This window comes from Pseudomonas sp. P97.38 (assembly GCF_001269745.1).
Taxonomy (GTDB): domain Bacteria; phylum Pseudomonadota; class Gammaproteobacteria; order Pseudomonadales; family Pseudomonadaceae; genus Aquipseudomonas; species Aquipseudomonas chlororaphis_E.
Genome location: NZ_LHVJ01000009.1, coordinates 430,111 through 449,606, shown reverse-complemented (window position 1 = coordinate 449,606; position 19,496 = coordinate 430,111). Strand labels below are relative to the sequence as shown.

18 protein-coding genes and 3 pseudogenes are annotated in these 19,496 nt (G+C 57.8%); 14 read left to right on the top strand and 7 right to left on the bottom strand.

Features of this window, described 5'->3' with window-relative positions:
- Positions 1-76: 76 nt before the first annotated feature.
- The 3 genes and pseudogenes from AD664_RS28120 to AD664_RS03955 form a co-directional block, all read right to left on the bottom strand.
- Positions 77-667 (bottom strand): annotated as a pseudogene (locus AD664_RS28120) (Ig-like domain-containing protein); the annotation flags it as partial.
- Positions 668-777: 110 nt separating this feature from the next.
- Positions 778-864 (bottom strand): annotated as a pseudogene (locus tag AD664_RS27790) (AraC family transcriptional regulator); the annotation flags it as partial.
- 134 nt (positions 865-998) lie between these two features.
- Complete coding sequence (locus AD664_RS03955; protein WP_042731158.1) at positions 999-1,601, bottom strand: helix-turn-helix domain-containing protein; 603 nt, start codon at positions 1,599-1,601, stop codon at positions 999-1,001.
- 159 nt (positions 1,602-1,760) lie between these two features.
- Between AD664_RS03955 and AD664_RS03950 the strand changes: the two genes are divergently transcribed.
- The 14 genes and pseudogenes from AD664_RS03950 to AD664_RS28110 all read left to right on the top strand — a co-directional run bounded on the left by AD664_RS03950 (position 1,761) and on the right by AD664_RS28110 (position 14,995).
- Complete coding sequence (locus AD664_RS03950; RefSeq protein ID WP_047738548.1) at positions 1,761-2,456, top strand: B3/4 domain-containing protein; 696 nt, start codon at positions 1,761-1,763, stop codon at positions 2,454-2,456.
- Positions 2,457-2,471: 15 nt separating this feature from the next.
- Positions 2,472-3,365 (top strand): dihydrodipicolinate synthase family protein, encoded by an 894-nt coding sequence (locus AD664_RS03945; RefSeq protein ID WP_042731160.1) that lies wholly within the window; start codon positions 2,472-2,474, stop codon positions 3,363-3,365.
- Positions 3,366-3,585: 220 nt separating this feature from the next.
- Positions 3,586-4,959 carry a pyridoxal-phosphate dependent enzyme gene (locus AD664_RS03940; protein ID WP_042731161.1) on the top strand — a complete coding sequence of 458 codons (1,374 nt, stop codon included), beginning with the start codon at positions 3,586-3,588 and terminating at the stop codon, positions 4,957-4,959.
- 14 nt (positions 4,960-4,973) lie between these two features.
- Complete coding sequence (locus AD664_RS03935; RefSeq protein ID WP_042731162.1) at positions 4,974-5,411, top strand: Lrp/AsnC family transcriptional regulator; 438 nt, start codon at positions 4,974-4,976, stop codon at positions 5,409-5,411.
- Between the two features lie 117 nt (positions 5,412-5,528).
- Positions 5,529-6,584 (top strand): homoserine dehydrogenase, encoded by a 1,056-nt coding sequence (locus AD664_RS03930; RefSeq protein ID WP_042731163.1) that lies wholly within the window; start codon positions 5,529-5,531, stop codon positions 6,582-6,584.
- On the top strand, positions 6,581-7,999 hold the full coding sequence (locus AD664_RS03925; RefSeq protein ID WP_042731164.1) for an aldehyde dehydrogenase family protein: 1,419 nt from the start codon (positions 6,581-6,583) through the stop codon (positions 7,997-7,999). The genes AD664_RS03930 and AD664_RS03925 overlap by 4 nt, the downstream gene beginning before the upstream one ends.
- A 48-nt stretch (positions 8,000-8,047) precedes the next feature.
- On the top strand, positions 8,048-9,250 hold the full coding sequence (locus AD664_RS03920; RefSeq protein WP_047738546.1) for a PLP-dependent aspartate aminotransferase family protein: 1,203 nt from the start codon (positions 8,048-8,050) through the stop codon (positions 9,248-9,250).
- A 140-nt stretch (positions 9,251-9,390) separates the two neighbouring features.
- Complete coding sequence (locus AD664_RS03915; protein ID WP_042731166.1) at positions 9,391-9,708, top strand: multidrug efflux SMR transporter; 318 nt, start codon at positions 9,391-9,393, stop codon at positions 9,706-9,708.
- A 174-nt stretch (positions 9,709-9,882) separates the two neighbouring features.
- Complete coding sequence (locus tag AD664_RS03910; protein WP_042731167.1) at positions 9,883-10,665, top strand: transporter substrate-binding domain-containing protein; 783 nt, start codon at positions 9,883-9,885, stop codon at positions 10,663-10,665.
- 52 nt (positions 10,666-10,717) lie between these two features.
- Positions 10,718-11,446 carry an ABC transporter permease gene (locus tag AD664_RS03905; RefSeq protein WP_042731169.1) on the top strand — a complete coding sequence of 243 codons (729 nt, stop codon included), beginning with the start codon at positions 10,718-10,720 and terminating at the stop codon, positions 11,444-11,446.
- Complete coding sequence (locus AD664_RS03900; protein ID WP_042731168.1) at positions 11,443-12,153, top strand: ABC transporter permease; 711 nt, start codon at positions 11,443-11,445, stop codon at positions 12,151-12,153. The genes AD664_RS03905 and AD664_RS03900 overlap by 4 nt, the downstream gene beginning before the upstream one ends.
- Before the next feature lie 46 nt (positions 12,154-12,199).
- The gene (locus AD664_RS03895) at positions 12,200-12,961 is read left to right on the top strand and encodes an ABC transporter ATP-binding protein (RefSeq protein ID WP_053144528.1); all 762 of its coding nucleotides are present in this window, start codon (positions 12,200-12,202) and stop codon (positions 12,959-12,961) included.
- 141 nt (positions 12,962-13,102) lie between these two features.
- Positions 13,103-14,137, top strand: a pseudogene (locus AD664_RS28115) (cache domain-containing protein); the annotation flags it as partial.
- A gap of 72 nt (positions 14,138-14,209) precedes the next feature.
- Positions 14,210-14,995: a methyl-accepting chemotaxis protein gene (locus AD664_RS28110; RefSeq protein ID WP_371260939.1), complete on the top strand. Its 786-nt coding sequence runs from the start codon at positions 14,210-14,212 to the stop codon at positions 14,993-14,995.
- Positions 14,996-15,033: 38 nt separating this feature from the next.
- Here the strand turns inward: AD664_RS28110 and AD664_RS03885 are convergent, their stop codons facing one another.
- The 4 genes from AD664_RS03885 to AD664_RS03870 form a co-directional block, all read right to left on the bottom strand.
- Complete coding sequence (locus tag AD664_RS03885; RefSeq protein ID WP_047738541.1) at positions 15,034-15,669, bottom strand: LysE family translocator; 636 nt, start codon at positions 15,667-15,669, stop codon at positions 15,034-15,036.
- Positions 15,670-15,740: 71 nt separating this feature from the next.
- Entirely contained in the window at positions 15,741-17,366 is a 1,626-nt protein-coding gene (locus AD664_RS03880; protein ID WP_042729683.1) for a methyl-accepting chemotaxis protein, read from the bottom strand.
- Between the two features lie 177 nt (positions 17,367-17,543).
- Positions 17,544-18,545: an NADP-dependent oxidoreductase gene (locus AD664_RS03875; RefSeq protein WP_047738539.1), complete on the bottom strand. Its 1,002-nt coding sequence runs from the start codon at positions 18,543-18,545 to the stop codon at positions 17,544-17,546.
- A gap of 119 nt (positions 18,546-18,664) precedes the next feature.
- Positions 18,665-19,453 (bottom strand): SDR family oxidoreductase, encoded by a 789-nt coding sequence (locus tag AD664_RS03870; protein WP_042729681.1) that lies wholly within the window; start codon positions 19,451-19,453, stop codon positions 18,665-18,667.
- Positions 19,454-19,496 lie beyond the last annotated feature (43 nt).

Here is a 19,496-nt window from a genome sequence, read left to right as displayed (position 1 = left end):
CGCCATCTGTCTGTTCACTTTGGATCCAATCATAGTTTTTGCAAATTAATTTTGGATGAGCGTTGTCGCTGGCGGTCACTGTGCCGGGAGCCGAAACGTTGCCGGCCGCATCGGTCAAGACGACCTCAAGGGTCTGGCCATTGGTCTGCGGGCTGCTCAGTACCACCTCGAACCGGCCATCAGTGCCAACCGTCCCGGTGCCCAGTAGGTTGCCCAGTGCATCACGTATGGTGAGCAGGCTCCCGGCTTCCCCCAGGCCGCTCAGCGTCAACCCGTCACTGCTCAGTGCCAGCCCTGTGGGTGCGTCAGGCGCCGTCGTATCGACCGTCGCGCCGTTGCCGCCACCACCGCCACTGGCGACCGCGCCGGCCGCGGCCGCGGTACCGCCCACCCCGAGCAAGCCGAGACCAGCAAAAGCCCAGACCGGCGTCGCACCTTCGACGACGCCGGCACCGGCAATCAACTCGTCCAGCGAGGAGACTTCTTCGAAGGTAAAACCGTTGAACGGCTCGGCGCTGTATCGGGCTTGCCACAGGGTGCTGGCCTCGCCCTGGAAAACCATATCGCTGGTGCTGCCATCGGCGCCGTTGTTTTTACTGGGCGCTCTAGATAGGGTCTTTTTGACAAGACCGCTGGTCGGTTTTACAAAAATGAGCTTCTTGTACAAGAATCCCCAGGCAACGCTGCCGCATGGGGGCGGCGGCGATTACGCGATTGCGAAGGACAGGACAGGAACTGTCAGAACTAGTCTTTTTTAACGGAGAGCGGGCCGGGGTATCAGCGCAACAGGGCGGACCGATAGGCACCAGGGCCGATCCCGAACGCCTGCTTGAATTGCCGGGTCAGGTGGCTTTGATCGGTAAAAATTCGTCGGTCAAAAGGAACCCGAGGCCCAGTCGCCAGCGTGGAGACAGGGGGGGCGGGAGTGTACATCGCCAGCGGACCCTAGCCGGGGAAAGGGGACGACGTCCAGCCTGCTCGGTGCAGCGCTCTTCAAGCTACTGGTGTATCTCCGCCACGGACATGGTGAACACCAGCCTGGATTTGCCTGCGTTGGAGTAGGCATGAGGGACGTCGGTTTTAGCCACCGCCGAGCTCCCCGCCGGGATGATGAGTTCTGTTTCTCCGATCACGCATTTCAGCGTTCCCTTCTCCACATGAAACAGTTCAAGTGTGCCCTGGGGGTGCCCAGGTGAGGTGAAGGATTCGCCTGGGTGCATTTCCCAGCGCCACAGCTCGATCATGTTGGGGCCGGAAGTGCCCGCCAGCAGCCGCGCCGTGCCACCCAACTCGCCGGTCCAGAGGGTGGGGATGTCCTGGCTATCGATGACATGGGCAGAGGGGGCTTCGGTCACATTGACGATATCGGCTACGGACAGCCCCAGCGCGGCTGCGATTTTGCAGAGGATCCCGATACTGGGGTTCGCCGTGCATTTCTCTATTTCGACGACCATGCCTTTGCTCACGCCTGAGCGCCGTGAAAGCTCATCCAGCGTGATCCTTTGCGCCTTGCGTGCTTGCTTGAGTGTGCGGGCGACGGCCAGGCTGACGGCTTGAGCATCAGCACCCGGGGTAGTCGACAGGCTGGTATTGGTGGTCATTGATGAGCGTCATGAGAAAAATGAGCTGGAATTCTCAGCCCTTACCAACGGTGCCGTCAATCAGTCCGCCCTTTATAGTGGATCATATTGGTCATTATATTGACTTCGACGGTCGTCGCTGACTAGCATGAACTGACATTTAAGGTGCTGGAGGTTTTGATGCTGTCTGTACTGCCGTTAATCGATCAAGCCGTTGCAGAACTGGCTCCGCAATTCAGGGCGCTGAGCATCGTCGTGCAAGCTGCGCCTCTGACTCATCCCGAGGTTGCCCGGGCAGCCCTGGAACGTGCCTGCAAGGCAGTGCTGGCAGGTGGACCCAGCTGGGGAGAAGCCCACCTGAATGCTTGGGCCGACACATTCCGAAAGTTCGGTGCCAAGCCGCAGCGCACGCCGTGTTCCGCCGAAGCATTGCGCAAGCGGGTTCTACGCGACGGTAGCTTGCCGAGCCTGGACCCTATCGTCGATCTCTACAACGCCATCAGTATTGAGTACGCCATCCCTGTGGGCGGGGAAAACATAGAGGCCTATGTTGGCGCTCCACGGCTGGTGATCGCCGATGGCAGCGAGCCCTTCGACACGATGAAAGAGGGCGCACCGGCCTTCGAGTATCCAGACGCAGGCGAGGTTGTCTGGTGCGATGACAAAGGCGTCACCTGCCGTCGCTGGAACTGGCGGCAAGGTGTCAGGACGCGTCTGGGCGCGGACGCCACGTCCATGTGGTTCATTCTGGAGAGTTTGCCGGCGATGCCGCTCGAAGCCTTGACGCAAGCGGGCGACAAGTTGATCGAAGGCCTGGAGCAAATGATGCCAGGCGTCCTGATCGAAAGCTCATTGATTGGTCCTGGGGCCAGATAATCGAGGATGACGAAGATGTTTACTGGCCTTGGTGCGTTTCCCTTGACCCCCATGAATGAGCAGGGCGTGGACGAAAAAGCGTTCATGGGGCTCGTGCAACAACTGGCGCGGGCGAAAGTCGACACCATCGCAGCCCTCGGATCCACGGGAGGCTACGCGTATCTTTCTCGAGCCGAACGCACTCGCATTGCGCATCTGGCAGTGGAGGCGGCCGAGGATGTGCCGGTCATGGTGAGCATCGGGGCGCTGCGCACACGCGAGGTTCTGGCGCTGGCAGAAGAGGCACAGAAGGTGGGCGTCAAAGCCTTGCTGCTGCCCCCTGTTTCTTACCAGAAACTGTCTCAGGACGACGTGTTCTCGCTATACGAAACGGTCACGGCCAATATCTCGGTCCCGCTGTGTGTCTATGATAATCCGGGGACCACCCATTTCGAATTTACCGACGAGCTGCATGGACGCATCGCAGCGCTGCCAAATGTCGGGTCGATCAAAATCCCGGGCGTTCCCGAGTCGCCCGACCTGGCCTGCGCGCGCGTTGAGCGCCTGCGTGAGCTGATTCCAAGTCATGTGACGATCGGAGTCAGCGGTGATGTGTTCGCCGCCGTGGGCATGAATGCTGGCTGCGATGCCTGGTACTCCGTTATGGGAGGTCTGTTTCCCCATACGGCGTTGGCAATCACGCGAGCGGCGTTGTCAGGTGACGCCGATGAAGCTACACGCCTTTCTGACGCCTTGAAGCCGCTTTGGGCGTTGTTCCGCCAATTTGGCGGCAGCTTTCGCGTGATTGCGACAGCGGCGGAGCTTCGCGGCCTTACCTGCTTTCCGAGTGTCCCGCTGCCACTACGGACTGTTACCGGGGAAGGGCGCGATCAAATTGCCGCCGTGATCGACGCGCTTGAATTGAGCTGAACATCGCACTGTTCTCCTGCCTCCTTCTCGCGGTGGGAGGCAGCAGCGCTTATGCCAGCAGTCCCAACCACTTGGAATATTGTCAGGTCAGTATATTGACTTTTATAGTCGGTAGACTGAAGCTGGACAGGAGGCGTAGAAACCGCCGCAATGAATTCCAGCCGAGCGCCGCCCCCTTGCGGGCTGGTAGCTCACAGATGGCTTGAGGGTGTCTTGGATCATGAAATACGTCAGCACGCGGACGCCTGGAAGAACATTCGAATTCAGCGAAGTGCTGATGGGCTCGTACGCACCGGACGGTGGCTTGTACGTGCCGCGCAAGGTACCCCGCTTCAAAAAGGAAGCGCTCACCCGGCTAGAATGGTTGCCCTTTCATGAGTTGGCTCGACACGTGATTGCGCCCTTTGTCGGGGACTGGATTGAGCAAGGACAACTGTCTCATCTGCTTGAAGAGACGTTTGGCGGCTTTAAAAGCAACGCCGTTGCACCGCTGCACCAGACAGCAAGCAACGAGTGGGTACTGGAATTGTTCCATGGCCCTGCCGGTGTCTATCAAGACCTTGGGCTCCAGTTAATGTCGCGTTTTGTTCAGCACGAGTTACTGAAGAGTTCAAGGGAGGCGTTGGTTCTAGGTTGTACAGGCGGGGACACGGGCGCTTCGGCTATAAAAGCTTTTTCGGGCATCAAGGGTGTCACTCTCTTGGTGCTGCACCCCTTGAAAGGAATAACCCCAGCCCATCGTCGTCGGTTACTGAGTGCGAGTGCGGAAAATGTGGTCAATATAGCGGTTGACGGGGACTACTCCGATTGTCATCGCTTGTGCGAACAATTCTTCCGCCAACGTCACGATTCAAAGCGGCCGATCATTTCGTTCAACTCTGTGAACTGGGTTCGCGTACTGGCGCATCTGTCGTTCTATTTTTATTCCGCGCTACAACTCGGTGCGCCTAAGCGAGAAGTCGCATTCAGTGTACCCACGGCAAATTCTGGCGCGCTATACGCCGGTTATATGGCCAAGGAAATGGGGCTGCCCATACGGCAGTTGGTTGTTGCCACTAACGCCAACGCCGGCCTGCACCACTTCCTGCAGTCAAACCTCTACAGCCGCAGTGAAATCCGCACCACCAACACACCCAGCATGAATGTTTCACTGGCTTCGAACTTTGAGCGCTTGCAATGGAGCATGCTCAATCGATGCACAGAAAAAGTCGTTCGGAACATGGAATTGTTGGAGGGCAGCGGCGCGGTCCAGTTGGAACAGGATGAATGGTTGGGCGCACGAAAGTTGTTCGATTCGCTGGCCGTGGACGACGCCGATGCATTGACTTGCATTCATGAGTTGTTTGCGCAGAACGGGTATCGGATCAGCGCCAATACCGCTGTCGGCTTGCACGCCGCCCGGGTGAGCAGGCGCAGCCTGCTCATCCCCATGATCTGCCTGGCAACGACCCATCCCTCGGACCACGGCCGCCAGGAGGATGCAGCAGGCTCGTCGGCACCTGAACCAGACTGCCTTTGCATCGCTAATGACAGTAGGGCGCTGGCTGAGTGGGTCGGGGTCTTATCCAAAGACACGGAGTCTCACTTGTTATAACGTCGGAGCCAGAGATGAAACGTGTTTTAGATAAGGTGGATGAAAAAATCCTGGAAGCATTGACCCGTAATGCACGACTGTCTCATAACGACATTGCCATGAAGGTCAACTTATCCAGAAACGCCGTCAGGTTGCGAATAGAACGCCTGGAGCGCGATGGTTATGTCAGAGGGTACACCATCGTCAAAGGCATGCCTTCTAACGATACCGGGCCTATCAAGGCACTCATCTTCGTCTACCGTAAAGAACGCATGCGTGATGCTGAAGTGGTTCGCTGTGTAGTGTCCATGCCGGAAGTTATTTCCTGCAATGTCATGAGTGGTGATTGGGACTTGGTATTAACCGTCGAAGCAATCAACGCCGATCGCATTCACAAAGTATGGGCAGAGATATCGGCACTTCCTGGCGTCTTGAACACCGTCACCTCTTTCGTCTTGTCCAGCGCCAAATAGCAAGTTGCACGGTGATGCGAGCAATTTGCTCGCGACAACGTTCTATTTGCCATATTCGTAAAGTTAAATCACTGGATTACCATTTCAGCACCACATCATAACAATGAGAACCCTGTCGTGACTGAATATAAAGTAGCCTTGCTTGGCTTTGGTGGCGTTAATCGCGCCTTGACTCAACTTATTGCCGATAGGAACTCACGTTGGGCAGATGAACTGGGCTTCACGTTGAAGGTTGTCGGTGTCAGCGACCTTTACCTGGGTTCGATCATCGACAAAGACGGCCTGGATGCACAGGCGTTGGCTGCCGTGCCGGCTGTCAAAGGCAGTTTCGCCACGTTGCCAGGTGGTAACGCCGAACCGGCAAACGAAACCGTGATCCGCTTTTCGGGTGCGGACATTGTCGCTGAGGCAACCTTCACCAATCCTGTGGACGGGGAGCCTGCCACCACGTTCTGCCGCTGGTCCCTGGAAAAAGGCGTCAGCGTCGTGACCACGAATAAAGGCCCCGTGGCGCTTCATGCGCAAAGCTTGAAAGCATTGGCTCAAAGTACCGGTGCCCGGTTCGAGTTCGAAGGGGCTGTCATGAGCGGAACCCCGGTCATCCGATTGGCCAAGGAGTTACTCGCCGGCTCGCAAATCACTGGGTTCAAGGGGATCCTCAACGGTACGTCCAACTTCGTGCTCTCCAGCATGGAAAACGGGTTGGACTTTTGCGGTGCGGTCGCTCAGGCCCAGGCGCTGGGTTATGCCGAAGCCGACCCAACAGCCGATGTGGAAGGGCACGATGTGCGCCTGAAGGTTGCCATCCTGGCCAACGAACTGTTGGGCGCCCAGCTCAAGCCTAACGATGTTGTGTGCAAAGGCATCTCGCAGATCACCGCCGGGAACATCGCTGAGGCGGCCAAGGTGAATGCCCGTTGGAAATTGATCGGCAGCGCGGAAAAACAGGCCGACGGCTCGATTTCAGCTTCCGTGAGCCCCCAGTTACTGCCCGCCGATGATGCGCTCAGTGCAGTCAGTGGCGCCACCAACGCAATCACCTTCGCCACGACCCTTCTGGGTCCCGTCACGGTGGTGGGGGCGGGGGCCGGTCGTGTTGAAACCGCCTTCGCCTTGCTCGCCGATATCGTGAGCATCCACAACCACAAGACAGCGTCAGGTAAGTCATCATGAATAGCTTGAGTCTTTCGCTCGCTGCTGATTACAAGGCCATAACGGTGTTCAACCCGTTCGACGGCAGCACCGTGGGAGAAGTGACGGACATGCCTGCCTCCTCGGCCACTACGATTGTCGACACGGCTCTCCTGGGTGCTTCAGTGGCCAAAAACCTTGCCCGCCATGAACGCGCGAGCATCCTGGAAAAGGCCGCGCATGCGGTCGAGCGTGACAAGGACGCTTTTGCCCAACTCATCGTCGCGGAGTCAGGCAAGACCCTGAAACAGGCACGAAAAGAAGTGCTGCGCTGCGTCAACACGTTGAAGCTGTCAGCCGAAGAAGCCAAGCGCAATGCCGGTGAAGTCGTACCTTTCGACGCTTATGTCGGCTCCGAATCGCGCCAGGGCTGGTTCACTCGCGAACCACTGGGGGTAATTCTTGCAATCACGCCCTACAACGACCCGCTGAACCTGGTCGCACATAAACTGGGGCCCGCCATTGCCGGTGGCAATGCAGTTGTTCTCAAGCCGTCGGAGCTCACGCCGTTATCGGCGATCAAGCTGGTGGAATGCCTTGTCGACGCGGGCCTGCCGCGGGTCGTGGTGACGGTCGCTACCGGTGGCGCCGCGCTGGCCAAGGCCTTGGTCGCCCATCGCGCCGTGCGCATGGTGTCGTTCACGGGGGGCTTTGTCACCGGTGAGCAGATCTCGCGTACCGCCGGCCTGAAGAAACTGGCCATGGACCTCGGGGGCAACGCACCGGTCATCGTAATGGCCGATTGTGCACTGACTGAGACGGTCGATGCTTGCGTATCGGGGGCTTTCTGGGCCGCCGGTCAAAACTGCATAGGGACCCAGCGAATCCTCATCGAGGCCCCACTCTATGAAGCTTTCAAAACACGCTTCGTCGAAAAGACCCGAGAGCTGATCGTGGGCAACCCGGCCGATGAGCAAACCGATGTCGGGCCGATGATCACCGAGGCATCTGCCAAGCGCACCGAAGAGGTGGTCAATGACGCCATTGCCCAAGGTGCCACCCTGTTGTTCGGCAACACGCGCAGGGCCTCACTTTACTCGCCCACGGTGCTGGAGGGCGTCGACCGCCAATGCCGGTTGTGGTGCGAAGAGGTATTCAGCCCGGTGGTCATCCTGCAGCGCGTCGCGTCTTTGGATGAGGCGTTGGCGCTGGCCAACGAACCCGAGTACAGCCTGCATGCCGGGATTTTCACCAGCAATCTGAATGTGGCGATGACCGCTGCCAAGCGACTTGAAGCCGGTGGCGTGATGATTAATGACTCTTCCGACTATCGCTTCGATGCAATGCCGTTTGGAGGGTTCAAGTACGGCAGCATGGGCCGTGAGGGCGTACGTTTCGCCTATGAAGACATGACGCAGCCCAAGGTGGTTTGCATCAACGATGCCGGTGGCCGCTAGGCCGCTCTTCGGCTTGAGCACGACACACAACAATAAAGAGGAATCGACATGCGCCCCGACAAGCACAATCTCTCGACCCTGTCTGCAGCGACATTGGCCGTTCACGGCGGGAATGTCGCCGATGCCACCAGCGGCGCGGTCCGCACGCCATTGGTCATGGCCAACTCCTACCTGTTGCCGGAGGACCCGGCGACCATGGACTGGTCGAGCCCCGATGGTCTCGTGTACACCCGCAACCAAGGCCACAACCAGGTCTGCCTGGAGAAAAAACTGGCCGCCCTTGAGGGCTGTGAAAACGCCGTGGTGTTCGCCACCGGTGTCGCGGCGTTGCACTCGGTGTTTTTCTCGTTCTTGAAAAGTGGCGATCATGTGATTGTCAGTGACATTACCTACCAGGCGGTCTGGAAGCTTTTCGCCGAGCTTCTGCCTGAGCGCTACGGCATTGAAGCAACGTTCGTGGATGTCGGTGACCTGGAATCGGTTCGTGGGGCCATTCGGCCCAACACCCGGTTGATCCATACTGAAACCATCGCCAATCCCACCACCAAGGTGGCGGACATTGCGGCATTGGCCGACATTGCCCATGCGCACGGCGCACTCATCTCGGTGGACGCCACGTTCACGCCTCCGCCATTTTTTCGGGCGAGCGAGCACGGTGTCGACTTCGTCGTTCATTCATTGACCAAGTACATCAACGGCCATGGCGATGCCATGGGTGGGGTAGTGATCGGCTCCCATCAGTTGATCAACAAGATTAAGAATGATGCGTTGGTTGACCTGGGCGCGACTATTTCGCCGTTCAATGCCTGGATGATCATGCGCGGCTCCGTCACGTTGCCATTGCGCCTCAAGCAACTGTTGAGCACCGCCGAAAAGCTGGCTCAATTCCTGGACAACGATGATCGGATTGCCTACGTCTACTACCCAGGCTTGCCGTCCCACCCGCAACACGAGTTGGCACGCCGGCAATTCGAGGGCAAGGGCTATGGGGCGGTAATGGCTTTTGCGGTAGAGGGCGACCCTGACACCCAGAACCGCTTTGTTTCGAACCTGCGCATTATCACCTCGGCCGTTTCACTGGGACATGACGAATCGCTGATCGTGCATGTGGGGGCAGAAGGGCGGGGCGGCTTTGACAAGTATCCCGAGGAGTTTCGCAAGTATGGTCACTTGCGTTTTTCGGTGGGCCTGGAAGATCCAGAAGACTTGATCAAGGACATCACATTCGCGTTGGACGCAACGTTCAAGTGATGTAACGACTGTTGGCATGTAACAGGGTTTGGTCAACCCGTCTTTTACCCCCGTGCTCGCGGGGGTCTTTTTAACAAGGTCAGCCTAGTAGTTGTCGCTCAAGCGAACGACGGGGTTTGCCATTGGCTTGGGAATTATTCATGGCTTGGGTCAGTTTGTTCATTGCCGGTTTATTGGAAGTGGTCTGGGCTTTTTCGATGAAACAATCCGAGGGGTTTACGCGGTTAGTTCCCTCGGTCATCACATTCATCACGGTCATCACCAGTTTCGCGCTGCTGTCGTTTTCGATGAAGAGCTTGCCGCTGGGCACCGCTTACATGATCTGGACCGGTATCGGTGCGGTCGGCGCCTTCGCTGCGGGCATCTTTTTCATGGGGGAGCCCGTCACGCTGCTACGGATCCTGGCGGCAGTCCTGATCGTCGGCGGGCTGTTGTTGATGAAACTGGTGTCTGCCTGAAACGCGAGCATTTTGCTCGTAATTACGTTCACTTTGCCATATTCGTAAAGTCGTCGCAGTCAGGTAACGTTTGAATTGAAGCACTGAAGTGCCCTACTAACAATGTGCTGCTCGCTGTCAGGTTGTCCGCTGTTCACTGCCCTTAATCCAACTACAATATCTAGGGAATTACGTATGATCTCGCTAAAGAAACTTTCTTTGTTGATATGCCTGGCTGTGTGTGCAGGCAGCGCTTCGGCCAAAGAATACTCCACCCTGCGTTTCGGCGTGGATGCCAACTACGCGCCGTTTGAGTCCAAGGCTGCTGATGGCAGCCTTAAAGGCTTCGATATTGACTTGGGTAACGCGATCTGCGCAAAGCTCTCAGTCAAGTGCATCTGGGTGGAAAGCGATTTTGATGGTTTGATTCCAGGTCTCAGGGCCGGCAAGTTCGACGGCATCCTGTCTTCCATGACCGTGACACCCACCCGGGAAAAAGCCATCGATTTTTCCAGCGAACTGTTCTCCGGGTTCACGTCCTATGTGTTCAAGAAAGGTTCAGGGCTGAGCGCGGACGTCGCGTCACTCAAAGGCAAGCGGGTGGGCTACTTTCAAGGCAGCATCCAGGAAGCCTACGCCAAGGCTGTGCTGGACAAGGCAGGCGTAAAAATCCAGTCCTATCAAAATCAGGACCAGGTGTATTACGACCTGGTAGCAGGACGGCTGGACGCCTCCCTGCAGGATACGCTGCAAGCACAGTTGGGCTTTATCAACTCGCCCCAGGGCGCCGATTACGAAATGAGCCCGCCCGTGGAGAGCCCTTACCTGCCATCCAAGACGGCTATCGGCATCGTCAAAGGCAACTCAGCACTCAAGGCCATGCTGGACAAGGCGATCCAGGCGCTGCATGAAGACGGCACCTACGATTCGATCCAAAAGCAGCATTTTGGCGACCTGAATCTTTACAGCGGCAAATAACCACCCGGCGCCCGTCCGCCGGATGGGCGTTCCTCGCGATAGGTTGTTGATCATGTTCGAAACACTGTTAGGCGCACTCGGGCTCTCCGCATTCAGTTTGCAGGGGTTCGGCCCCTTGCTGCTGGACGGCGCCTGGATGACCGTCAAGTTGTCCCTGTCTTCCTTGGCGCTCAGCGTATTGCTCGGGCTGATGGGGGCCGGCGCCAAGCTTTCCGGCCTCAAGCTGCTGCGTTTGCCGGCGCAGCTCTACACCACACTGATCCGTGGGGTCCCGGACCTGGTCCTGATGCTGCTGATTTTCTACAGCCTGCAAACCTGGCTGACCGTCATCACAGGGGCGCTGGATTGGGAGTACATCGAAATCAATCCCTTCGTCGCCGGGATCATCACCCTCGGGTTTATCTACGGCGCTTATTTCACCGAAACTTTTCGCGGTGCCATGCTGGCGGTACCCCGTGGGCAGGTCGAAGCGGCGACAGCCTATGGCTTGAGTCGTGCGCAGCGCTTTCGCTTCGTAGTGTTCCCGCAAATGATGCGGTTCGCCCTACCGGGACTTGGCAATAACTGGATGGTGATCCTTAAAGCCACAGCACTGGTCTCGATCATCGGCCTGGCTGACTTGGTGAAAGCGGCCCAGGATGCGGGAAAGAGTACTTATCAGCTGTTCTTTTTCCTGGTGCTGGCCGCCCTCACGTACCTGGTCATCACCAGCGTTTCCAATGTCATCCTGCGCATTCTCGAAAGGCACTACGCGGCGGGTTCACGGGAGGCGGTACGATGATCGAGTTACTGCAAGAGTACTGGAAGCCTTTCGTCTACAGCGATGGCCAGCAGGTGACCGGCCTGGCCATGACATTGTGGCTGCTCAGCGCTTCATTGCTCATTGGCTTTATCGCCTCGATCCCTCTGTCCATCGCTCGTGTATCGCCCAGGTTCTACGTACGTTGGCCGGTGCAGTTCTACACCTACCTGTTCAGGGGTACGCCGCTCTATATCCAACTGCTGATCTGCTACACCGGGGTCTATAGCCTGGCGGCCATACGGTCCCAGCCACTGCTGGACGCGTTTTTCCGTGACGCGATGAACTGCACCATTCTGGCCTTCGCCCTTAACACCTGCGCCTACACCACGGAGATATTCGCCGGCGCCATTCGCAACATCCCCCATGGAGAAATTGAAGCGGCAAAAGCGTATGGCCTCTCAGGTTGGAAACTCTATGCATTCGTGATCATGCCGTGCGCCTTGCGTCGTTCACTGCCGTACTACAGCAACGAAGTGATCCTGATGCTTCATTCGACAACCGTGGCCTTCACCGCAACGGTGCCAGACATTCTCAAAGTCGCCCGTGATGCAAACTCGGCGACTTTCCTGACCTTTCAATCGTTTGGGATGGCTGCAGCGATTTACCTGGCGGTGACTTTTGCATTGGTTGGCGTGTTCAGAATGGCCGAACGTCATTGGCTGGCTTTTTTAGGGCCGACTCACTGAGCCCGATAGGGCCAATCCCAATCCGCGTTAGAGGATGATTGCGAACATGTACAAATTGACGGTTGAAGGTCTGTACAAACACTACGGTAACCATGAAGTGCTCAAGGGCGTTTCCCTGCAAGCCAAGACGGGTGATGTCATCAGCTTGATCGGCGCCAGTGGTTCGGGAAAGAGCACGTTCCTGCGCTGTATCAACTTTCTCGAAACCCCCAATGACGGAACCATGAGCCTGGACGGCAAGCCGATCCGCATGATCAAGGGCCCGGCGGGCTTGCAGGTGCAGGACGATCGCGAACTGCAACAACTGCGCACGCGCCTGGCCATGGTGTTCCAGCATTTCAACCTGTGGGGGCACATGACCGTGCTGGACAACATCACCATTGCCCCGCGGCGGGTGCTGGGGGTCAGCAAGAAAGACGCGCAAGAGCGGGCCCGCCGGTACCTGGAGAAAGTCGGACTGCCGGCCCGGCTCGCCGATCAGTTCCCGGCATTTCTTTCCGGAGGGCAGCAACAACGGGTGGCGATCGCCCGGGCCCTCGCCATGGAACCTGAGGTCATGTTGTTCGACGAGCCCACATCGGCACTCGACCCCGAGGTCGTGGGCGAGGTGTTGAAAGTCATCCAGGGGCTGGCTGAAGAGGGCCGGACGATGATCATGGTGACCCATGAAATGGGCTTTGCGCGAAAGGTCTCCAACCAGTTGCTGTTTCTCCACCAGGGGCTCGTGGAAGAGCAGGGCGGGCCTGAAATCCTGGATAACCCTCGAAGCGAGCGCCTGCAGCAATTCTTGTCCAATGGGTTGAAGTGAAACGCTAAAAACCTTAGGCATACGAGTCTGCGGGCATTCGAGAGGCTGACGGCCTACCACGGTGTGGCCGTCATCAAGCACTCATCGACGCATCTTGGGCACCGAATAACAACGACAACACTCTCGGCCTTCGGATACAACATGATGATTGCCAACCTGAAGTTCAGTCATAAGGTCTTGCTTGCGGCATCGCTCGTGGTGGTCGCGGCATTTTCCCTCTTTACGCTGTACAACGACTCGATCCAGCGCAGAACCATCCGCACGAACCTGGAAAACCACTTGGAAGAAATGAGCCAGATCACCGCCGCTAGCGTGCAGGCCTGGCTTTCGGGGCGCCTACTGCTGGTTGATCATGTTGCCCAGACGCTAGCCAACGATCCCGCACCGGAGAGCGTCACACGGCTGCTGGAGCAGAAATCATTGCTGTCGACATTCACCTTCACTTATCTGGGCCGTCGCGACGGCGGTTTCGCCATTCGCCCCAAGGACGATTTGCCCGCTGACTACGACCCGCGCACGCGTCCCTGGTACATCGACGCGATGGCTGCCGGGGGAACCACCTTGACCGAGCCCTACCTGGATGTAACGACGGGGCAACTGATGATGACCATCGCCACGCCGGTCAGCCATGGCGGTCAGGCGCTTGGGGTGGTAGGCGGCGACCTGACGCTCGAAACCATGGCCAACATCGTCAGCTCGCTCGATCTAGGCGGCATCGGCTATGCCTTCCTGGTCAACGCTGATGGCAAGGTATTGGTTCACCCGGACAAGGGTCAGGTGATGAAACAGCTGAGCGATATCTATCCCCAGAAGACGCCGACACTCAGTACGCACATCAGTGAGACAGAACAGGAAGGAAAACCTCGGATCCTGATGTTTTCGGCGATCAAGGGGTTGCCTTCGGTGAACTGGTACGTCGGCTTGTCCATCGACAAGGACAAAGCCTATGAGGCGCTGGGCGATTTTCGCGCCTCGGCGATTCTGGCCATGGTCATCGCCGTGGCACTCACGCTGCTCCTGCTGGGCATCCTGATTCGCGTGCTGATGCAGCCCTTGAGGCTGATGGGCAAAGCCATGCGGGATATCGCCCAGGGGGAGGGCGACCTTACCCGTCGACTGGATGTGCACTCCAAGGATGAGTTCGGAACCCTGGCCGGCGACTTCAATCTATTCGTGGAGCGTATCCAGCACTCGATACGAGAAGTCTCTTCTGCCACCACACATGTCAATGAGGTGGCCAGGCGCGTGATGCAGACCTCCAGCGCTTCCATGGCGAACTCGGACGAACAGGCCAATCGCACCCACAGCATCGCGGCGGCGATAAACGAGCTGGGGGCGGCCGCCCAGGAAATTGCACGCAATGCGGGGATTGCGTCTCACCAGGCGTCGGATGCCCGTGTTCAGGCTGAAGGCGGGCGACAGATCGTGACCCGGACGATCCATGCCATGGACGAGTTGTCCGGAAAGATCCGCCTGTCGTGCAGCAATATAGAAGCGCTGAATGGCAAGACGGAGAACATCGGACGGATCCTTGAAGTCATCAAAGGCATTTCCGAACAGACCAACCTGCTGGCGCTCAATGCCGCGATTGAGGCGGCGCGGGCGGGCGAGGCGGGGCGTGGTTTTGCCGTGGTAGCGGACGAAGTGCGCAGCCTGGCCTATCGCACCCAGACGTCAGCCCAGGAAATCCATACGATGATCGAAGAGCTTCAGGTAGGCGCACGTGCAGCGGTTCAGACCATGAGCGAAAGCGAGCGCTACAGTAAGGATGGCGTGATGATCGCCTACCAGGCTGGCGAGCGGTTGAGCAGCGTGACGGATGGCATTGGCCAAATCGACGGGATCAATCAGTCGGTGGCGGCTGCAACGGAGGAACAGACGTCGGTCATTGATTCGTTGAACGTGGACATCACCCAGATCAAGACCCTCAACGAGGAAGGCGTGCAAAACCTCCAGGCCACGCTGCAGGCGTGTGACGACCTTGAGCGACAAGCCACGCGGCTCAAGCAGTGGGTGGACGGCTTTCGAACGTAGGTCAAAAACCATGGCCAGCCGCGAGGGCTGGCCTTGAATCACGGGCGAGAAAACAACAATTTCAGGCCTGCCGCGCCAAACACCAGTCCAAGCGTGCCTTCGATCCAGCGACGTGCCCGGCGATAGCCCCGAATCATCGGTGCCGTGGAGAAAACGACCGCATAGCCACAGAAAATGGTGATGCTCAGCACGGCACAGCCCGCCAGGATGATCACCACCGTTTCAGGCGTGGACTGCGGCCCCAGTCCCAGCGTCATTGTCGCCATCCAACCCAGCAAGGCCTTCGGGTTGGTCAGGTGCATCAGCAAGCCGCGCCGATAGAGATCGAAACCCGACACCGCTGGTGCGGCCGCCAATTCCTTTTCCAGCCGCTCATCGGGCGTCAGGGCAGAGCGCCCAGCCTTGACGGCAAGAAACAGCAGGTAAAGCCCACCGATCAGCTTGAGCGCGAAGAGTGCCTGCGCGAACTGGGTCAGGATGGCCGACACGCCGGTAGCGGCCATCGATCCCCAGAAAAAAGAACCACTGATGACCCCGGCGGCGAGCATCAGCGCCGGCTGCCGGCCCTGATGCATGGCCACCCCCATGATCCGCATATTGCTCGGACCGGGGCTGGCCGCACCGACAATGTAGGCAGTGAAGACGAGCAGCAGGTGGTGGAAATCAACTGACATGTGCATTCCTTGAACGTTGTCTGCCAGACAGCTTAAGTGTTCGGACGCTGAACGTCACCACGCTAGGACAGTCAGGTCTTGAAACGCAGCACCAGATTGTTCAGGTTCACAGCGAGGTGCGACAGCTCGTTGCTGGCGATGAGCGTTTGACGGGTGCCCTCGCTGCTTTGCGCTGCCAGATCGCGAATGCTCACCAGGCTTCGATCCACATCCCGTGCCACATGCGCCTGTTGCTCGGACGCCGTGGCGATTTGCAGGTTGCGTTCATTGATTTCCAGTACCGCATGGGTGATCTGTTGCAAGGATTGCCCGGCGTCTTCCGCCGTTTTCCGGGTGCTGTGCACCTCCTGCGTGCTCTTTTGCATCGACTCCACGGTGGCAGAAGAGCCGGCCTGTATCGCCGAGATCATCTGTTCGATTTCCTGGGTGGAGGTTTGCGTACGGTGTGCCAAGGCCCGCACTTCGTCGGCCACCACTGCGAAGCCTCGACCTTGTTCGCCGGCTCGCGCCGCTTCGATGGCGGCGTTGAGGGCCAGAAGATTGGTCTGCTCGGCGATGCCCCTGATCACGCTCAGCACTTTGCTGATGTCCTGGGCCTGGCCGGCCAGGGCCAGCACCTGCGCGGATGAACCTTCCACCAGGCTCGTCAGGCTGCGCATGGCCGCCAGGGTTTCAGTGACACGTTCGTTGCCCAGGTCTGCCGACAGACTCGATTGTTGCGCGGCCTGGGAGGTGGACGTCGCGTTGCGGGCCACTTCTTCAACCGCCGCGCTCATCTCGTTGACGGCCGTGGCGGCTTGTTCGATTTCGCTGTTCTGTTGTTGCAAGGTTCGGTCAGCGTCTTCAGTGATGGACGTCATTTCGACGGCAGCGGTGCTCAGTTGCGTAGACGCACCGGCGATTTCCAGTACCGTTCGCCGCAGCCTCTGCGACATGACGTTCAGCGCCTGCATCAAGCGGGACGCTTCATCCTTCCCGGTGACTTCAAGCTGCCGGGTCAGGTCGCCTTCGGCAATGTCTTCAGCCAGTTTCAGCGATGTGTTGATCGGCTCGACAATGCTGCGGGTCAAGGCGATAGCGAGGATTACCGTCAGTACCAGCGCTACGACCACGACGATCAGCAGGACGTTGACGCTATGGTTGTACACGGCCGTTGCCACGGCGCCCGATTGCTCCGCCGCTTTGGTATTGAGCTCACGCATCAGCGTCAGCTTTTCCTGATAAGCGCTGGCGCGATTGGCCTGCTCCGAGTTGGCGAAAGCAACCGCTTTGTCATGGTCAGCGGTGTCCATTTCAATGACTTGCTTCAACCCCTCGATGTAGGTGTTCATCGCGCTGTGAGCGTCATCGAACTTGGCGCGGTCCTTTTCGTCGGAGATCAGGTTCTGCCGATAGAACTCACTGCGCGACTGCAACGTATCCATGGCTTGTCGCACTTTGGCTTGCGACGCGCTTTTGACTGAGGGATCTGTGCTGGCGAGCATCCGGATGCTTTCGAGGCGTGCGTGTAGAAGCGCTATTTGGATGTCATCGACCACTTGAACGCTGGGCAGCGAATTCTCTTCTATGTTTTGTTCCGCAGCACGCAAGTGGTCGATTTGAACGTAGGAGAATCCTCCCAGCCCGATCAGCAGCAACGTGATTGCACCGAAGCAGAATGCAGCTCTGCGCGCGATATTGAGGGATCTCAGATTCATGTTTGGCTCCAGTGGCGCGTTACGTAACGCCTTGCGGAGCTGGCCCTTTGCCAGCCATTACAGAGTTGGCCAAAGCGGATGAAAATTCTGTGAGCTGTATGTGGTTTTTTTGAGAACGATGGGACAACTGGAGAGAGGGGGGCATTCAGATGAGCCTCGACTCTCTCACTCGCACCATCATTTGACCTTTACGACGACCTTGCCCCTCGCGTGCCCTTGAGCCAGGTACTCAAGGCCCTGCTGGGCTTGTTCGAAAGGGAAGACCTTGTCAATGACGGGCTGGACGCGCCGATTTTTGATCAGGTTGCCAATCTCATCGAGTTGAGCCCCATCCGGTCGGACGAACAGGAACGAATAGTTCACATTGTGTTTTCTCGCCAACTGCATGATCTTGCGACTCATCAAGCTGAACACAATGGTGAAGAAGACATTCATGCAACGCGCTTTTGCGAAGGCTTTGTCCAGTGGACCGATGAGGGAAATGATCTGGCCGCCTGGCTTGAGTATACCCACCGACTTTTCAACGGCATCGCCTCTGATGGTGCCTAGGACCAGGTCATATGAACTCAACACCTGTTCAAATGCCTGTTTTTTATAATCGATCACTTCATCTGCACCCAAACGGCGAACCATCTGGACATTTCCAGTGCTGGTAGACGTACCTACCTCGGCCCCGAAATGTTTGGCCAGCTGAATCGCGAAGGTACCGATTCCTCCTGAGCCGGCGGGTATGAACACTTTCTGCCCGGTTTTAAGGTTGGCGCGCTCTTTCAGGGCCTGCCAGGCGGTCAGGCCGACCATGGGGAGGGCGGCTGCCTGGACAAAATCCAAATTGTCGGGTTTTGCCGCTGCAGCACTTTCCGGCACGGCTGCAAACTCGGCAATCGAACCTCTTCCGAGGTCAAATAGGCTGGCAAAGATGGCATCACCCACCTTGAAGCGAGTCACCGCGCTGCCGACCTCTATCACGATGCCGGCAAGGTCACTGCCCAAAGTGGCGGGCAAGTCGAATTTCAGGACGGGCTTGAATGTTCCTGTGGGGATCATGTTGTCAATCGGGTTCAAACCTGCCGCGTGAACTTCAACCAATAATTCATCGGGTTTGATTGTGGGGCGAGTGACCTGCGTGAACCCGACATCAGGCGACTTGCCATAACGTTTGAAGGTCAGCGCTTTCATATTGATCTGGTTCCGAGATATTTGAGGAATGTCAGGGGTTGGTACGTGTTTGCTCAATGCTCCCTACGGCAACAGCCGTTGGGAGCATTTGCTCAAAGAGAACGCCACTAAGACACCGGTCAGGCCTTGGTTTGATAGCGCTCGGCGGCGTTAGCTTGACGAATATCGGATATCAACCCTAGCCGGGCCTGGTCCAGAATCTCCCATCGGGCTTCTGCATGCAGCGGCGGGATAGTGACCAGTTCCCGACGATCAAAGCCCAACAAGGCAGCATCGACCAACTCCTCGACATCCATCATTTCCGGGATTGCATTGAGATCGATCCCGGCACGCTCCCAGATTTCTGTACGAGTGGCAGCCGGTAATACGGCCTGGACGTATACGCCCTTAGGCGACAACTCCAGATTCAGGCCCTGGGAGAGAAACAGCACAAACGCTTTAGTCGCCCCGTATACCGTCATGCCGAACTCGGGCGCCAAACCTACCACCGAGCCGAGGTTGACGATCGCCCCTTCACCTGACTGCGCGAAACGGGGGGCCGCCGCCGCGGCCAGGCGGGTAAGGGCGACAATATTGAGTGAGATAAGCTTTTCGATACTTTCGGCGCTCTGCTGAACGAACCCACCGGATTGGGCCACGCCCGCATTGTTGATCAACACGCCAATACGTTCGTCCTCGCGCAGACGAGCTTCAATCGCCGCCAGGTCTGCCGTGTCGGTCAGGTCGGCTTGATGCACCTCGACAGCAACGCCGTACTCTCCACGCAACTGGGCGGCCAAGGCATCGAGGCGGACTTTGTCGCGGGCCACCAGTACGAGGTCATGCCCGCGACGAGCAAAACGTTTGGCATAAGTGGCGCCGATGCCTGTTGAAGCGCCGGTAATAAGGACAGTCGCAAGTGTGTTCATTTGCATTTCCTGATTAAAAGATTCTGGCAAGAGAGAGAAAGGA

Coding starts and splice junctions, on each gene's coding strand:
- AD664_RS03910 (WP_042731167.1), top strand. CDS start 9,883: ATGATCTCGCTAAAGAAACTTTCTTTGTTGATATGCCTGGCTGTGTGT.
- AD664_RS03905 (WP_042731169.1), top strand. CDS start 10,718: ATGTTCGAAACACTGTTAGGCGCACTCGGGCTCTCCGCATTCAGTTTG.
- AD664_RS28110 (WP_371260939.1), top strand. CDS start 14,210: ATGCAGACCTCCAGCGCTTCCATGGCGAACTCGGACGAACAGGCCAAT.
- AD664_RS03880 (WP_042729683.1), bottom strand. CDS start 17,366: ATGAATCTGAGATCCCTCAATATCGCGCGCAGAGCTGCATTCTGCTTC.
- AD664_RS03940 (WP_042731161.1), top strand. CDS start 3,586: ATGAAATACGTCAGCACGCGGACGCCTGGAAGAACATTCGAATTCAGC.
- AD664_RS03885 (WP_047738541.1), bottom strand. CDS start 15,669: ATGTCAGTTGATTTCCACCACCTGCTGCTCGTCTTCACTGCCTACATT.
- AD664_RS03870 (WP_042729681.1), bottom strand. CDS start 19,453: ATGAACACACTTGCGACTGTCCTTATTACCGGCGCTTCAACAGGCATC.
- AD664_RS03935 (WP_042731162.1), top strand. CDS start 4,974: ATGAAACGTGTTTTAGATAAGGTGGATGAAAAAATCCTGGAAGCATTG.
- AD664_RS03920 (WP_047738546.1), top strand. CDS start 8,048: ATGCGCCCCGACAAGCACAATCTCTCGACCCTGTCTGCAGCGACATTG.
- AD664_RS03915 (WP_042731166.1), top strand. CDS start 9,391: ATGGCTTGGGTCAGTTTGTTCATTGCCGGTTTATTGGAAGTGGTCTGG.
- AD664_RS03900 (WP_042731168.1), top strand. CDS start 11,443: ATGATCGAGTTACTGCAAGAGTACTGGAAGCCTTTCGTCTACAGCGAT.
- AD664_RS03945 (WP_042731160.1), top strand. CDS start 2,472: ATGTTTACTGGCCTTGGTGCGTTTCCCTTGACCCCCATGAATGAGCAG.
- AD664_RS03950 (WP_047738548.1), top strand. CDS start 1,761: ATGCTGTCTGTACTGCCGTTAATCGATCAAGCCGTTGCAGAACTGGCT.
- AD664_RS03925 (WP_042731164.1), top strand. CDS start 6,581: ATGAATAGCTTGAGTCTTTCGCTCGCTGCTGATTACAAGGCCATAACG.
- AD664_RS03895 (WP_053144528.1), top strand. CDS start 12,200: ATGTACAAATTGACGGTTGAAGGTCTGTACAAACACTACGGTAACCAT.
- AD664_RS03955 (WP_042731158.1), bottom strand. CDS start 1,601: ATGACCACCAATACCAGCCTGTCGACTACCCCGGGTGCTGATGCTCAA.
- AD664_RS03875 (WP_047738539.1), bottom strand. CDS start 18,545: ATGAAAGCGCTGACCTTCAAACGTTATGGCAAGTCGCCTGATGTCGGG.